Consider the following 13,871-nt stretch of genomic DNA (forward strand, 5'->3'; position numbering starts at 1 on the left):
AGCGAGGCTCTACTGCGGCAGCGACCCACCAGCGGCGAAATGCCCGCAGGCCGTGTCGGTGATCGTATCGACACCCCGGCGTAATTCATCCAGCCCCGCCACGACGGATTTCTCGGCAAATTCGGTCTGGCAGACCAGCATATTCAAAGGATCGTCGCACTCCGCAAGGTTCTGCAGATGGGCACACTGGTCCCGAAGCAGGCGGGACGTCGCCCCGAGCCAGTGCCTGTACATCGCCATTGCGATCTCGAAAGGCGCCATAAGAAGTGGATCGGCAGCCATGGGGGAAAAGGTTACCGCAATTTGCTCCGCATCTGTCGCATTCTTCGCGGACATGACGAACTCCCGTTTCGATTAGATCGCATTCTAGGCGGTTTCGCGCAATGAAACTTGATCTACGTCAACGGAGATAAAGACTGCCCTGTGTAGGGTAATATTCGATCCGCTACCCGTTCATGAGGTTGTCTTCAGCGGAAACCCACTCCTGCCGAAGGAGACACCCATGAATGCTCCGGCGAGCGAGATGTTGGCCTCCCGGCGGATGACGGATCTGCCGCCCGTCCCCCGGGTGGAGGAACTGGGAAGCGAAGCCTTTCGCGCGATCGACCGCATGCGGGAAGCGATCGCCGGCCAGTTCAGCGCCGGCATGTCGCCTGCTGCCTTCGCACTTGCCCTGTTCGACTGGTCGGTCCACCTCGCCTCGGCCCCCGGGAAGCGGATGGAGCTCGTCGACAAGGCGAACCGCAAGTCGGTCCGCCTGCTCTGCCACCTTGCGGCCGTGGCGGCAGCACCGGATGTGCCGCCGTGCATCGAGCCCCTACCCGGCGACTACCGCTTCTCCGACGAACGCTGGAGGAAGCCGCCCTTCAGCATCTGGGCTCAGGCTTTCCTTCTCCAGCAGCAATGGTGGCACAACGCGACAAAGGAAGTGCCGGGTGTCGCGCCGCACCACGAGGACGTGGTGCCCTTCGCCGCCCGCCAGATCCTCGACGTCTTTTCCCCCTCCAACATGCCTTTCGCCAATCCGGAGGTGATGGACAGGACGATCCGGACCGCCGGGATGAACTTCCTCGACGGTTTCCGCAACTGGATGGAGGATGTGAGCCGCCTCGCGACCGGGCAGCAGTCGGTCGGCACCGAGAATTTCGTCGTCGGCAAGAACGTCGCCGTGACCCCGGGCAAGGTGGTCTACCGCAACCACCTGATCGAGCTGATCCAGTATGCGCCCGCGACGGAGGGCTGCAGGCCCGTCGCCGATGCTCCCGGTACCTATGTTTTCCAGAGGTGAACCGCTGATGGACGAATTCCTCCGCAACCGGACCTTCGATAAACTGCAGCCCGGCGACACCGCGTCGATCGTCAGGCTCGTCGGGCGCGACGACATCGACCTGTTCGCCGCCATCTCCGGCGATCAGAACCGGCGCATCTCGACGCCGCCTTCGCGAAAACCGGCTCTTCGGCCATGTCATCGCCCATGGCATGTGGACGGCGGCCCTCGTCTCGGCCGTGCTCGGCACGCGGTTGCCGGGGCCGGGTACGATCTATCTCGGCCAGGACCTGCAGTTCCGCAAGCCCGTCGCCGGCGGCGCCACAAGGGAGGTTTCGTAATGATGATCCGGGAAATGACGCACAACCAATGCACGGCAATGGTTGCCGAAAACCGCGTGGCGAGATTGGCCTGCGCGGAAAACGGCATCCCTTATGTCGTCCCGATTTCCTACGCGCATTCAGGGAACCGTCTCTATGCCTTCTCGATGCCTGGAAAGAAACTCGACATCCTTCATGCCAATCCCCGCGCCTGCCTGCTTATCGAGTCTTTCGAAAGCAAACAGTACTGGAAAAGCGTGGTGATCGACGTCGCCTTTCGCGAGCTTCCGGATACCAATGAATTTCACGACGAACGGCTGAAAGCCTGGTCGCTTCTTGCGGAGGATTTTGACTGGTGGGAGCCAGGGGCGCTCAAGCTCCAACCGCAAGCAACGGTCGCTGCATCGCCTCACGTCTTCTTCGAGTTCGAAATCGTCGAGATCAGCGGCCGTGAGGCTTCGGCGGAAACAGGATGAGCGGCATCTAGCGGAGCGCCCTCAAGGCATTGAGGATAACGGCCACGTCGATCGCCTCCTGGAGGATCGCACCTTCGACGGGCTGAAGATATCCGCATGCCGCTGCGATCATCGCCACGATCGACAGCGTAAGGCCTACGGACACACTCTGAAGGGCGATCCGGCGGCTTCGGCGCGCAATTGCAATGGCCTTCGCGAGTGGCGCAAGCTCGTCGACAAGGAGCACGACGCCCGCCGCTTCCGAAGACGAGGCCGTGCCGCGGGCGCCCATGGCAACGCCGATGTCGGCCGCCGCGAGCGCCGGCGCGTCGTTGACGCCGTCTCCCACCATCATCACCGGACCGTTTCCGGTCTCCTTTCTGACTGCGTCGACCTTGGCTTCCGGCGTCAGATCGCCGAGGACGGCATCCATGCCAAGTGCGTTGCCGACAACATGCGCGATCTCCGTGCGATCGCCGGACGCCAGCACGAGCCTCCGGATGCCTGCCGTCCGAAGATCCGCCAAAACCGACAACGCATCTGCGCGGACCTGGTCCTTGAGAACGATCATGCCCGCGAGCGCTCCATCTATAGCGACTGCCACAGTCATCGAGGACCGCATCTCGGGCGTGATCAGGTCATGCGGATCCTCGCAGCCGGATACGCGCTGCACAAATCCACTCCCGCCGACAACAATCCGTCGTCCCTCGACATAGCCCTCTATGCCGGTGCCGGGCACTTCCCGCACACTCTCCGGCTTCGACAGAGGCAGGCCCCTTTCGGCGGCCGCACGGATCAGGGCAGCGGCAACGACATGGCCGGAAGCCTGATCCAGGCTCGCAGCCGCCCCTAGCACCGCTTCCGCTGTAAAGGACGATACCGTCCTGATGTCGACCACCGCCGCCTGACCATGGGTGAGCGTGCCGGTCTTGTCGAGAACCGCAGTCTGCACGCGCCCCAGCATTTCAAGCATGCCGCCGTTCTTCACGAGAACGCCGATGCCAGCCGCCTTCGACATGCCGGAAATAATGGCAACCGGGACCGCGAGGATCAGGGGACAGGGTGTTGCGACGACAAGGACGGCAAGCGCGCGGATCGGATCCTCCGAAAAATACCAAGCGCCGCCCGCGATGACGAGGGTCAGAACCAGGAAGCCCATCGCGAAACGGTCGGCCATGCGGACCATGGGCGCCTTGCTAGCCTGCGCGGCCTCGACCAACCGGACGATCCCGGCGTAGGTGCTTTCGGCGGCCGTCCGGTTGGCGACCAGATCGAAGGCCGCGCCCACGCAGGTCGAGCCGCTGAGCGCCTCGGTTCCAGGTGGAGCGGGCTGTGGCAGAGGCTCTCCGGTCAAGGCCGCCATGTCCAGTGCCGCGCCATCGCCGGAGACGATCCCGTCCACCGGCAGCACTTCACCCTGCCGGATGAGCAGCCGGTCTCCGGGCCGTATCTGAGAGATGGCGACCTTCTCGAGCCCGGACGGGCCATGACGCATGGCAAAATGCGAGATGCGGCCCATCAGGGCCGTCATTTCGCGGCGCGCGCGCCCTTCTGCGAAGGATTCCAGCAACTGGCCGCCCGCGTACATCAAGCCAACGACGTTTCCGGCAAGCGGCTCGCCGAACGCGATCGCCGCAGACATGGAAAGCGCCGCAACGATATCGAGCCCGGCATCTCCCCGGCGCAATGCACTGAAAACCTGGAGGAGCAGACTGGCAAGGACGGCCAGCGTCGCTGCGCTCCAGACAAGATGAGCGTAGCGAGCGGCCTGCCACGATAAGACCAACCCGGTCACCAACCCACCGGCGGCGATTGCGACCAGGATCACGCTCGAATATCGTTGCCAGAGGCCTTTGTCCGCTTGTGGCACGTTCTCTGCTCCTATCGGCAGAATGCGAAGTGAGTAAGCCCACAAACGGGAGCACTCACCTTGCGCAAGATCAATTCCGGGAGCGGCGATTTCTCTACAATGAAGATCAATAAGCGCCCGCCGCGACTTGGCCGGCTGGTTCATTCTTGACGGCTCTGCAAATGGATATGCTCATAGCCAGATTGGGTCTCGCGTTATCGATCGGTCTTCTGGTCGGGCTCGAACGCGGCTGGCAGGAGCGGGAGGCTCCCGAAGGCAGCAGAACCGCCGGCATGCGCACGTTCGGGATATCGGGACTTCTTGGCGGCGTGCTGGCGGCCATCGCTCAGGCACTCGGCTATCCAATGGTGTTTGCAATCGGTTTCCTGGGCTTCGCCGTGACGCTGGGCGTGTTCAAGCTGCGCGAGGCGCACTCGGATTCCGATTATAGTGTCACCACCGTCATGGCGGGACTTGGCGTTCTGGCGCTCGGGGGCCTGGCTGTTGCTGGCGATGCGCAAGCAGCGGCTGCCGGAGGTGCAGCCCTTGCGGCCACGCTTGCAAGTCGGAACGTCCTGCATGGCTTCCTGAAGCGCCTGACCTGGATGGAACTACGCTCTGCATTGATGCTTGCCGTCATGACGGCGGTGATCCTTCCGATCCTGCCGGACGAGGCCATCGACCCATGGGGAGGGCTCAATCCTTGGAAGGTATGGTTCTTCACCGTCCTGACCGCAAGTCTTTCGTTCCTCGGCTACGTCGCCGTCAGGATCTTCGGAGCGAGCAAGGGCTTCATGCTGAGCGCGATTGCCGGCTCCCTCGTCTCGTCCACCGCGGTCACCATGGTTCTGGCGCGAACCGCAAAACGCTCCGCCGATCCACTTCCGCTTGCCGGCGCTGCGGCGCTCGGTGCGGCCGTGTCCATCCTGCGCGTGATGGGGCTGATCCTGCTGATCGACCCGGCAGCGATCATTGCCGTCGGCCCGGCCGCCGCCACGGCCGCGGTCGTCTTTGCCGGATCTGGGCTTGCAATTTTCTACTGGCGGCAGGACAAGCCGTTCGCGGACGTATCGGCCAGTAATCCCTTCGAGATCGGTCCACTCCTGATCTTCGCGACGATTTTTGCGGCGGCCGCCATCGCCAGCGCTGTTCTCGTCTCGCATTTCGGTAGCTCCGGACTTTTGGCCACAACCGCATTGACAGGCGCTGTCGATGTCGACGTTGCCGTGCTGACGGCTCTGCAAGTGGGCCGGGACGTCATACCGATCGATGTAGTTGGAAAGGCAATCCTCATCGCCATGGCAACAAACGCCTTGTGCCGTGCAGGCATCGCAACCGTGCTTGGACCTTCGTCTTTCAGCGCACCGTTTGCCGGCCTCACGATCATCGCTGGCGCGTCAGCGTTTGCCGCTCACACCATCATCGCCGTCATGTAACAAGCGCGCTCAGCGGCATTGCCGCCGAGCACAGGAAGGGATGATCAGCCGACCGTCATCCGCCAAAGCACATTCGTCTTCCAATAAAACTGATGCGCCAGCGCACCGAGGACATGGAGGCCGACAACAACCCACAGGACGGCCTTGAGAACATCGGCATGGAGGTCGCCTGCACCCTCCATGCCGAAGTAGTAGGCAGCGGCGCCAGTAACCGGCATTGCGATAAGAAGAAGGTAAAGGGTCCATTCGGAAACCTTCGCAACCAACTTGAACATCGGCGGTTCCCCTGATGGCGCAGCCGGCACGCCCTGGACCTGCCGAAGCAAAAGGCGAACCGCCACGAGAACGAGGATCGCGATGCCGGCATAGGCGTGGATGTTGGCACTTGCCACCTGTTCGGCGCTCGCCGCACCGGTTTGCTTCATGCTTCTATTCCACGCATTCATGCCGTCCGGGAACAACAGGTTGAAGAAGACGAGCCCTGCGGTGAGCCAGTGCAAGACGCGCTGCGGGAGGGAAAACGAGAGCGATGGGGTCGTAGCCATGGACGTGGTTCGCCTTCTTTCGTGTGGCGGCTCTAGGAGGGTGCGGTCACTTCGTCACCGTCAGCACGGCGTGCATCCCCGCTTCGTAGTGGCCCTTGATGTTGCAGAGCAGGAGGTAGGAGCCCGGAGCTAGTTTCGCCTTCAGCTTGCCATCCGTGCCCGGTTTCAGATCCGATACTTCGCCGAGACTTTTCAAATGTTTCTCGTCCACCCGATGTTTGGAGGCGACGACACCGATCTTCTGATCGACCGACTTCAGCTTGACCAGGACCATTTCGTGCTCTTCCGTGAGCGCATCGTTGTGCACCACAAAGGTCGTCTCCCCGGCCTTTATCGTGGGATGGTCGAGCGTGAGAGTCATCGGGCCGCCGCCTTCCCCACTTTCGATGACCTTGACGGTGTTCGCTGCCCATGCCGGCGAGGTGATTGCGACGATAGCAAGCGCGGCGAAGATATTGCGACGGATGTTCATGTCGGCTTCCTCTTTGCTGGAACTGCGCTTGGGAATAAGTCGCCATGCTGACAGATGCCTGAACGATACCGAAAAGCACCGAGAACTCAGGCTGAGTACCCCGACGCAGGATATCCATCGGGGCATTTACCGCACCATGAAGACAGGCACGTCGCATTTCTCCAGGATCGAGGCGGTGACGCCGCCAAAAATACATTCTCGCAGGCGCGAATGACCGTAGGCCCCCATGACGATCATATCGCAGCCGAGTTCGAGCGCATGTTGGCGGATCACGTCTTCCGTCGGTCCTTGGCCGCTCGCGATCTGCTCAACCAGGACATTTGCATCATGACGGGACAGGAAGGTCGCCATGTCGGCGCCCGGCTCTCCACCATTCTCGAAGTAAGAAGCATCTGGATCGACGACGATGAGGCGGACAGTATCGGCGTCTTTCAGCATACCAATAGCCGCCTTTACGGCGCTGGCCGCTTGCGGGCGCGAGTTCCAGGCTAGAAGAACGCTTTTTGGCCTCAGGGTGACGCGGCCTGCCTTCGGCATCAAGAGTAGAGGTGTACCGACATTGAACGCTGCCGCCGCGATTGCAGCCTTGCGAAGCTCGACATCTGAACGAATCCCCTCCCCGGCAACGACCAAATCGGCGTACATCGCCCGCGTGCCGATATTGCTTTCGATGATGAAGCGATCATCGTAGATATGGTTGACTTCGAACGACACACCACCTTTCCTTCAGCTCTCGTCAGCGATGCGTCGAACGTCGACTACCTCGTCGATTTCCCTTTGGCGCTCATTCAGCCGGCGGCCGCGGCCGGGTAGTCGGCGCCGAACGGCGATATTGCGGCTCGCAACGCCATGACGGAGAGATGCCCCTCGACTTCTGCTGTCAGCGTTACGGCTTTGTCGATATCCGCCTCGGTGTTTGTCGTGCCGATGAGCGAGAGTATGGTCTTGAAAGACATTTCTGAGCTCCTTCACCAGAATGGTCAGGCAATGTAGGAAAGCCTAGCCCTCAACACCTTGGTGACGCGATGATTGGAGTGAACCCCTCGGACTGGACCACGGGACACGGAAAAACTGATACACTCTGCGGGCCTTAATCGGAGAAGGCTCATGAAGTCCCGAGGTCCATATCGCCGACATTCGACACCGTTCAAATTGCAGCTTTGCCAGGATATCCGAAACGGCGTCATCGGACGGCGCGATGCACAGCGCACCTATAGCGTTTCGGCCAACCTCATCCAGTTGTGGCTAACGCAGTTCGATCGTGGTGAGCTGAACGATGAAGAGGCGGAGGCGAGCGTCATTGCCGAGTACGAGGCCCACATTGCGGCGCTCGAACGTAAAGTCGGCCAACTCACGATGGAGCTGGACCTGGTGAAAAAAACTCCGCGCCAGCCGATCGCCGAAGGCAACGAGAAGTCCTCCATCATCAGCGGTCCCCGGCCTGCTCCGTCAGACGGGGGTGCAAAGTGATCGACCTCCCGAGAAGCACGTTTTACTACCGATCCACGGCAAGGGCTTTGAATCTCGGCGATGCCGAGCTCGTTGCGATCATCGAGGACATCCAGGATGAATTGCCCTGCTATGGGTATCGGCGCGTGACGCACGAGCTTCAGCGAAGAGGCCACTTGGTCAACCACAAGCGTGTCGCTCGCGTCATGCGGGCCAATGGCCTCGGGATCAAGCCTCGCAAGCGGTATGTTCGCACGACGGATAGCAACCACGATTCATCGATCTACCCGAACCTCTATCGCAATGTGATCCCGGCGCGGCCTGACATGGTCTGGGTGGCCGACTTCACGTACATCCGCATCGCCGTCGGCTTTTGCTATCTCGCCGTCATTCTCGACGCTTGCAGCCGGAAAGTCGTCGGCTATGGCCTGTCAAAACGCCTGGATACGCCGCTGGCATTGGCAGCGTTGCGTTCGGCGCTCGAGAACAGAAAGCCTCCACCCGGCTGCATCCACCACACGGACCGCGGATGCCAATACGCAAGTGAGACCTATCGACGAGCGCTCGATGCCGCCGATCTGCAGGGATCCATGAGCGCTGTCGGCAACCCTTATCACAATGCTCAGGCAGAGAGCTTCATGAAGACCCTGAAAGTCGAGGACATCTACATCGCCGGCTACGAGACATTCGCGGATGTGGCCGAACGCTTGCCCAGGTTCATTGAGGATATCTACAATGCCAAGCGGCTGCACTCGGCCCTTGGCTACAGATCGCCAGCAGAATTTGAAGCCCAACTCGCCCAGCAGGCGGCTTAGTTCGAAGCGCCTCGCTGGTCCAGTCCGAGGGGTTCACTCCAGATCTGCGTCAAAAATTCTGCCGAGCCGCTCAGGCTTGACGGCACTCCTCAGAGCCCATGTCCGGCACTCCGGATTGCGCCGGTTTCTCCTCGGGAATTTCCGTCATCGTCGCCTCGGTCAATAACAAGGTGCTCGCGACGGAAACCGCGTTCTCCAGGGCCACGCGCACGACTTTGGTCGGGTCGATGATGCCGGCCTCGACAAGATCGACATATTGCTTGCGCCCGGCGTCGAACCCGAAGTTCTTCTCGCCCTCGAGCATTTTCGCGACCACGACGCCGCCATCGGCGGCGGAATTTTCCGCGATCTGGCGAACGGGGGCCTCAAGCGCCCGCTTCAGGATTTGAGCGCCGGTGCGCTCGTCGCCGTCGACGCGCTTCTCCTCCTCCTCGATAGCCGCGATGCAGCGCAACAGCGCCAGGCCGCCGCCGGGCACGATGCCTTCCGCAACGGCCGCCTTGGTGGCGCTGATCGCATCGTCCAGCGCGTCCTTGCGCGATTTCATCTCCGACTCGGTCGGTGCGCCGACCTTGATGACCGCCACGCCTCCGGCCAGCTTCGCCAGCCGCTCCTGCAGCTTCTCGCGGTCGTAGTCGCTGGTCGTGTTGTCGATCTCCCGTCTTATCTGCTCGATCCGTGCCTTGATCGCCTTGCTGTCTCCGCTGCCGCCAACGATCGTCGTGGTCTCCTTGTCGCAGACGACACGGCGAGCGCGCCCGACCTGCCCGATGGTCACGTTCTCCAGCTTGAGCCCCAGGTCCTCGGAAATGACCTGCGCGCCCGTCAGGATGGCGATGTTCTGGAGCATGGCATTGCGCCGGTCGCCAAAGCCGGGGGCCTTGACCGCGCAGCTCTTCAAGGTGCCCCGGATGTGGTTGAGGATGAGGGTGGCAAGCGCGTCCCCCTCCACCTCCTCCGCCACCACGAGCAGCGGGGAACCCGATTTGGCAACCTCCTCGAGAAGCTTGACCAGGTCGTTGAGCGAACCGATCCTGCGGTCGACGACCAGCACGAGCGCATCCTCCAGCACCGCCTCCATCTTGTCCGGATCGCTGGCGAAATAGGGCGACAGGAAGCCTCGGTCGAATTGCATGCCTTCGACGACATCGAGCACCGTCTCGGTGGTCTTGGCCTCCTCGACGGTGATGACGCCCTCATCGCCGACTTTCTCCAGCGCCGCCCCGATCAACTCGCCGATCGCCGTATCGTTGTGGGCCGAGATCGCCGCGACCTGCTCCTTTTCCCGCCGGGTCTGAACCGGCTTGGAAATCTCCTTCAATGCGTCGATCGCGCGCCGCGTCGCCCGGTCGAGACCGCGCTTTATGTCGATCGCGCTGGCGCCCGCCACGACGTTGCGGATACCGTCCGCAAGGATGGCGTGGGCGAGGATGGTCGATGTGCTGGTGCCGTCGCCAACCATTTCCCCGGTCTTCTCCGCGGCCTGCCGCAACATGCGCGCGCCGAGATTTTCCTCGGCGTCCTTCAGGTCGAACTCCTTCGCGATGGTAACGCCGTCATTGCAGACAAGGGGCGCGCCCCACTTCTTCTCGATGAGGACGGATTTGGAGCGCGGCCCGAGCGTAACCCGCACGGCATCGGCAAGCTGTGTGGCGCCTCGCAGGATCTTCTCGCGGGCCTCCGAGCGGAACAGCACCTGTTTGTGAGCCATCACTTTGCCCTCTTCGGATATCGCCGGTCGCCGTTTGCGACGACCAACCGCTCGACGACGCATCCTGCCATCGAGCGGGATACTTCATATTGACGCGGATCAATCGCCGTCCGTTCGGCGACCACCGCCGCGTCCGGTCGACATCGTCGATGGCCGGTTTGACATGCGTCAAAGCTTTGGATCGCAAATTGCCCAATTCTTTCCGGGTGACGGCTCGCACTTCCTTCCTCTTGGCAAGTGCAGCTGTTGAGATGGCAATAAGTCCGTAGAGCCGCCGCTGCCCGTCCTGATGACACATCGACCCACCGACGCGGCGGCGCCCAACAAACGTGAATTCAGGAGACGTGTCGATGCTCCCTTGCAGCCAGGCGGACGCCATCGCATTTCTGGCGCGCGGCGGCGATCCTGCCGCCAAGACGGAGATCCTCGAAACGCATATTTCCCGGATATTCCTCACCGGCGATCGTGCATTCAAGATGAAACGCGCGGTGAAGCTGCCCTATCTCGATTTCTCGACACCCGAACTGCGGCTCGCCGCCTGCCGGAAGGAGGTCGAATTCAACGCGCCGACCGCTCCGGGGCTCTACATCGGCGTGCGGCGCATCACGCGCGATACTGACGGTCGGGTCGTCTTCGACGGGAGCGGGATGCTGGTCGACGCGGTCGTGGAGATGACGCGTTTCAACCAGTCGCTTCTGCTCGATCGCATGGCGGACGCATGCACGCTGACGCCCGGACTGATGGCGCAGACCGCATGCATGATCGCCCATTTCCACAATCAGGCGCCCGTCGTACATGCCGGCGAGGGTGCGGCAAACCTTGCCGCCGTCCTCGACATCAACAAGGCAGGTTTCGCGACGAGCCATGTTTTCAGCCGGGAGGAAGTGAATTCACTCGACGCCTCCTTCCGCCGGGCGCTGGTACGCCATGCCAACACGTTGAACGAGCGCGAGACCGTCGGCAAGATACGCCGCTGTCATGGCGATCTGCATTTGCGCAACATCTGCCTCTTCGACGGCCAGCCGCGCCTGTTCGACTGCATCGAGTTCAACGATCAGATCGCGACCGTGGACGTGCTGTACGATCTGTCCTTCCTGCTCATGGACTTATGGCATCGCGGCCTCCCGCACCTCGCCAATCTGACGGCGAACCGGTATCTGGACGAAACGGAAAATGAGGATGGCTTCGTTCTCCTGTCTTTCTTGATGGCCGTCAGGGCGGCTGTCCGGGCGCATGTGACCGCGACCCAAATCGAAGAGGACGGGGACCCTTCGGGCGACCTGTCGGCACAAGCCCGTTCCTATTTCGACCTCGCCAGGCACTTGCTTCGCGAGCATCCTGCGCAGTTGATCGCCATCGGCGGACTAAGCGGGTCGGGCAAGACCACGGTAGCAGAGGCGCTGGCCACCGGCGTCGGCGGCGCACCGGGCGCCCGCATCGTCGAAAGCGACCGCATTCGCAAGGCCATGCATGGCGTATCGGCAGAGACGCGCCTGCCTGAGAAAGCCTATCGACCGGAAATTTCCGAGCTTGTCTACCGGGAGATCGCCTGGCGGAGCGGTCTCATCCTGGCCGAAGGCGGAGCGGTCATCGCCGATGCCGTGTTCGACCGCCCGGCGGATCGCCAACGCATCGAACAAGTTGCACACGAGCGCAACCGTCCCTTCCTCGGCATCTGGCTTGACGTCTCTCCCGATGTGCTGTGGCGACGGGTCGAACAACGCCGCGGCGGTCCATCCGACGCCACCGTCGACATCCTGTCACGACAGTTGCAGAAGGATTTGGGCAAGGTCGGCTGGCGCCGGATCGATGCCGCGCGCAAGCCGACGACAATCGTCTCCGACATTCTCTCGATGGCGGTCGATCGCATCCACACCGAGACGGGAGACGGAGTATCGCCCACTCCAAGCTGAAGCGCCGGATGGATCGGGAAACGGCGGGGAATGCTCAGCCGGCACCATGCCGAACGACGTCAACCCCGAGCGCTCGATACAAGTCCTGAGGCGGCAGTTTCGTCAGATCCTTGGCGATCTCCTTGACGACAGCCCGACGGAGCATCGGCGGAAGCCTGAGACGGATGGCGCCGAGCATGCGTGGCTCGGCCACGACGACGACACGATCGAATTCCTACGCGCCATACGCCCGCATCAGCGTATCCAGCATCATGCCGGCAAATCGTGCCTCCTGCTCCTGAACGGGCTGGGAGTGATACTCCGTGGCGGAGCGCCGCGTACCCTTCGCGGTGATGCTTCGACCCGGCCGATCCGCCATGATTTCACCCAGCTTCTTGTGATCGATCTCGAAAATCAGATCGTCCAGCCGGTCGCCCGTTTCCGCATCGGGCCGCAGCTGGCGGATGATCCGGCCGCGCGATCCATCGGCTATCAGTATCTAGGTCCTGTTCGTTCTCATCGGCTTTGCCCTAGCGTGTAAACGGTCACGGCGCATGAAACCGCCGCCAGACACCGTCTCCATTTTGACAATACGGCGGCAAACCGCGTTGATTCCCGTCAATCCAGGCCAATGCCTTCACGGCCTGTTCGACAAGCCCGACAAAGGGCCGTGAACCGAACCGCGATCTCCCCGGCCGCGCAACCGCCGTACACGCTCGCGCGTCAGAGGATGCGTGCGCAGGAGGCGGAGATCGGGCATGCGCCGGCCGGGGAACATCGACTCCCAGAGATTTCTTTCCGCGCCTTCCAGCTTCCAGAGGGCGGCAACAAGCGCCTCCGGATCGCCCGTCAGCTCGGCCGCGGTCGCGTCGGCCTGAAATTCCCGCGTGCGCGACAGCGCGAGCTGCAACAAGCTTGCGATCGTCGGCGAAACGATCAGCAGAACGATGGTCATCCAGGAAACCGGATCGTGCTCGAGAGCGGTCAGCGGAATGTTGAGGAGCAGCAGGAGAATGCCGGCATTGGCGAAGATGCCAGCCACCCGCGAGAACGCATCCGCCAGCGCCATGATGCGCAGGTCGTTGTTGCAAATATGCGCGATCTCATGCGCCATGACGGCGGCCTGCTCGCGCGGCGTGAGTAGCGCCAGCAATCCTCTGGAAACCATAATGGCCGCATCGGAGGGTATGCCGACAGTCAGTGCCTGTGGCGCGAGGTTCGGCAGATACCAGATACGCGGGGTCGCGAGCAGACCGGCGCGTTCAGCAAGGGCTCTCGTCGCTGCCTGAAGATCGCATAGTTCGCGAGGGGAGAGCGCGCGAGCGCCATAGGCGTAAAGAACCAATCGAGGCGGCAAGAACGATGCGATCGTCGCCCCCAGCGCAACGGTGAGGAAGGCAGCGAGCATCCCGCTCCAGCCCATCAGTCCGTAGGCGGACAAGGCCACGACGAGCGCAAGGCCAAGCACGATCGCCGCCGATTGCACGGCGTTGATCAGTCGTTTTTGCCAACAAGGTCTGCCAAATCGAGCCTGTCTCGTCGTTTCCATTCCAAGTTTCCTTAGAAAGAAGCCTCCGTCTATTGTGTGGCCGGTTGCGCATTTGTGGGCTGGGCCGAGTCAACCGGCGCAGACGCCGGCGACGTGAAAAACGAATAGCCG

General features: G+C 62.1%; 15 protein-coding genes. 6 read left to right on the forward strand and 9 right to left on the reverse strand.

All coding sequences use genetic code 11. From position 1 onward, the window contains the following. Window positions 1-9: 9 nt before the first annotated feature. A complete protein-coding gene (locus WMC41_RS11635; protein ID WP_432343288.1) occupies window positions 10-336 on the reverse strand; it encodes a hypothetical protein in 327 nt (108 codons plus the stop codon). A 166-nt stretch (window positions 337-502) separates the two neighbouring features. Here WMC41_RS11635 and WMC41_RS11640 point away from each other — a divergent pair, with 166 nt between their 5' ends. Beyond that, window positions 503-1,288, forward strand: a complete 786-nt coding sequence (locus tag WMC41_RS11640) for a poly-beta-hydroxybutyrate polymerase N-terminal domain-containing protein (RefSeq protein WP_432343290.1) — start codon at window positions 503-505, stop codon at window positions 1,286-1,288. A 7-nt stretch (window positions 1,289-1,295) separates the two neighbouring features. Next, window positions 1,296-2,063, forward strand: a complete 768-nt coding sequence (locus tag WMC41_RS11645; protein WP_432343293.1) for a pyridoxamine 5'-phosphate oxidase family protein — start codon at window positions 1,296-1,298, stop codon at window positions 2,061-2,063. A gap of 7 nt (window positions 2,064-2,070) precedes the next feature. Here WMC41_RS11645 and WMC41_RS11650 read toward each other — a convergent pair whose 3' ends face one another. Then, the gene (locus WMC41_RS11650; protein ID WP_432343296.1) at window positions 2,071-4,056 is read right to left on the reverse strand and encodes a heavy metal translocating P-type ATPase; all 1,986 of its coding nucleotides are present in this window, start codon (window positions 4,054-4,056) and stop codon (window positions 2,071-2,073) included. A 2-nt stretch (window positions 4,057-4,058) separates the two neighbouring features. On the opposite strand from WMC41_RS11650, the gene WMC41_RS11655 reads away from it, so the two are divergent. Continuing rightward, window positions 4,059-5,327 (forward strand): MgtC/SapB family protein, encoded by a 1,269-nt coding sequence (locus tag WMC41_RS11655; protein ID WP_432343299.1) that lies wholly within the window; start codon window positions 4,059-4,061, stop codon window positions 5,325-5,327. Between the two features lie 44 nt (window positions 5,328-5,371). Here WMC41_RS11655 and WMC41_RS11660 read toward each other — a convergent pair whose 3' ends face one another. The 4 genes from WMC41_RS11660 to WMC41_RS11675 all read right to left on the reverse strand — a co-directional run bounded on the left by WMC41_RS11660 (window position 5,372) and on the right by WMC41_RS11675 (window position 7,300). Then, on the reverse strand, window positions 5,372-5,872 hold the full coding sequence (locus tag WMC41_RS11660) for a cytochrome b (protein WP_244766665.1): 501 nt from the start codon (window positions 5,870-5,872) through the stop codon (window positions 5,372-5,374). A 46-nt stretch (window positions 5,873-5,918) separates the two neighbouring features. Further along, the gene (locus WMC41_RS11665; protein WP_432343302.1) at window positions 5,919-6,344 is read right to left on the reverse strand and encodes a sulfocyanin-like copper-binding protein; all 426 of its coding nucleotides are present in this window, start codon (window positions 6,342-6,344) and stop codon (window positions 5,919-5,921) included. Between the two features lie 126 nt (window positions 6,345-6,470). Beyond that, window positions 6,471-7,058, reverse strand: coding sequence for a universal stress protein (locus tag WMC41_RS11670; protein WP_432343305.1), 588 nt, complete (start codon window positions 7,056-7,058; stop codon window positions 6,471-6,473). A 74-nt stretch (window positions 7,059-7,132) separates the two neighbouring features. Then, window positions 7,133-7,300 carry a hypothetical protein gene (locus tag WMC41_RS11675; RefSeq protein WP_432343307.1) on the reverse strand — a complete coding sequence of 56 codons (168 nt, stop codon included), beginning with the start codon at window positions 7,298-7,300 and terminating at the stop codon, window positions 7,133-7,135. 151 nt (window positions 7,301-7,451) lie between these two features. Here WMC41_RS11675 and WMC41_RS11680 point away from each other — a divergent pair, with 151 nt between their 5' ends. Further along, window positions 7,452-7,814 carry a transposase gene (locus tag WMC41_RS11680; protein ID WP_432343309.1) on the forward strand — a complete coding sequence of 121 codons (363 nt, stop codon included), beginning with the start codon at window positions 7,452-7,454 and terminating at the stop codon, window positions 7,812-7,814. Further along, window positions 7,811-8,608, forward strand: coding sequence for an IS3 family transposase (locus WMC41_RS11685; protein ID WP_432343311.1), 798 nt, complete (start codon window positions 7,811-7,813; stop codon window positions 8,606-8,608). Before WMC41_RS11680 ends, WMC41_RS11685 begins: the two co-directional genes overlap by 4 nt. A 70-nt stretch (window positions 8,609-8,678) precedes the next feature. Here the strand turns inward: WMC41_RS11685 and groL are convergent, their stop codons facing one another. After that, on the reverse strand, window positions 8,679-10,319 hold the full coding sequence (gene groL, locus WMC41_RS11690) for a chaperonin GroEL (RefSeq protein ID WP_432343313.1): 1,641 nt from the start codon (window positions 10,317-10,319) through the stop codon (window positions 8,679-8,681). A 350-nt stretch (window positions 10,320-10,669) separates the two neighbouring features. Here groL and WMC41_RS11695 point away from each other — a divergent pair, with 350 nt between their 5' ends. Then, on the forward strand, window positions 10,670-12,232 hold the full coding sequence (locus WMC41_RS11695) for an AAA family ATPase (RefSeq protein WP_432343316.1): 1,563 nt from the start codon (window positions 10,670-10,672) through the stop codon (window positions 12,230-12,232). 34 nt (window positions 12,233-12,266) lie between these two features. Here the strand turns inward: WMC41_RS11695 and WMC41_RS11700 are convergent, their stop codons facing one another. Both WMC41_RS11700 and WMC41_RS11705 read right to left on the reverse strand, forming a co-directional pair. Beyond that, window positions 12,267-12,410: a host attachment protein gene (locus tag WMC41_RS11700; RefSeq protein WP_432343318.1), complete on the reverse strand. Its 144-nt coding sequence runs from the start codon at window positions 12,408-12,410 to the stop codon at window positions 12,267-12,269. Window positions 12,411-12,848: 438 nt separating this feature from the next. Continuing rightward, window positions 12,849-13,760, reverse strand: coding sequence for a zinc metalloprotease HtpX (locus WMC41_RS11705; protein WP_432343320.1), 912 nt, complete (start codon window positions 13,758-13,760; stop codon window positions 12,849-12,851). Window positions 13,761-13,871 lie beyond the last annotated feature (111 nt).

Origin of the sequence: Shinella yambaruensis (assembly GCF_050859155.1) — a bacterium.
Taxonomy (GTDB): domain Bacteria; phylum Pseudomonadota; class Alphaproteobacteria; order Rhizobiales; family Rhizobiaceae; genus Shinella; species Shinella yambaruensis.

Excerpts from the sequence above, each read along its gene's own strand:
- WMC41_RS11635 (WP_432343288.1), bottom strand. The coding sequence starts at position 336 with ATGTCCGCGAAGAATGCGACAGATGCGGAGCAAATTGCGGTAACCTTT.
- WMC41_RS11640 (WP_432343290.1), top strand. The coding sequence starts at position 503 with ATGAATGCTCCGGCGAGCGAGATGTTGGCCTCCCGGCGGATGACGGAT.
- WMC41_RS11645 (WP_432343293.1), top strand. The coding sequence starts at position 1,296 with ATGGACGAATTCCTCCGCAACCGGACCTTCGATAAACTGCAGCCCGGC.
- WMC41_RS11650 (WP_432343296.1), bottom strand. The coding sequence starts at position 4,056 with ATGAACCAGCCGGCCAAGTCGCGGCGGGCGCTTATTGATCTTCATTGT.
- WMC41_RS11660 (WP_244766665.1), bottom strand. The coding sequence starts at position 5,872 with ATGGCTACGACCCCATCGCTCTCGTTTTCCCTCCCGCAGCGCGTCTTG.
- WMC41_RS11665 (WP_432343302.1), bottom strand. The coding sequence starts at position 6,344 with ATGAACATCCGTCGCAATATCTTCGCCGCGCTTGCTATCGTCGCAATC.
- WMC41_RS11675 (WP_432343307.1), bottom strand. The coding sequence starts at position 7,300 with ATGTCTTTCAAGACCATACTCTCGCTCATCGGCACGACAAACACCGAG.
- WMC41_RS11680 (WP_432343309.1), top strand. The coding sequence starts at position 7,452 with ATGAAGTCCCGAGGTCCATATCGCCGACATTCGACACCGTTCAAATTG.
- groL (WP_432343313.1), bottom strand. The coding sequence starts at position 10,319 with ATGGCTCACAAACAGGTGCTGTTCCGCTCGGAGGCCCGCGAGAAGATC.
- WMC41_RS11695 (WP_432343316.1), top strand. The coding sequence starts at position 10,670 with ATGCTCCCTTGCAGCCAGGCGGACGCCATCGCATTTCTGGCGCGCGGC.
- WMC41_RS11700 (WP_432343318.1), bottom strand. The coding sequence starts at position 12,410 with ATGCTCGGCGCCATCCGTCTCAGGCTTCCGCCGATGCTCCGTCGGGCT.
- WMC41_RS11705 (WP_432343320.1), bottom strand. The coding sequence starts at position 13,760 with ATGGAAACGACGAGACAGGCTCGATTTGGCAGACCTTGTTGGCAAAAA.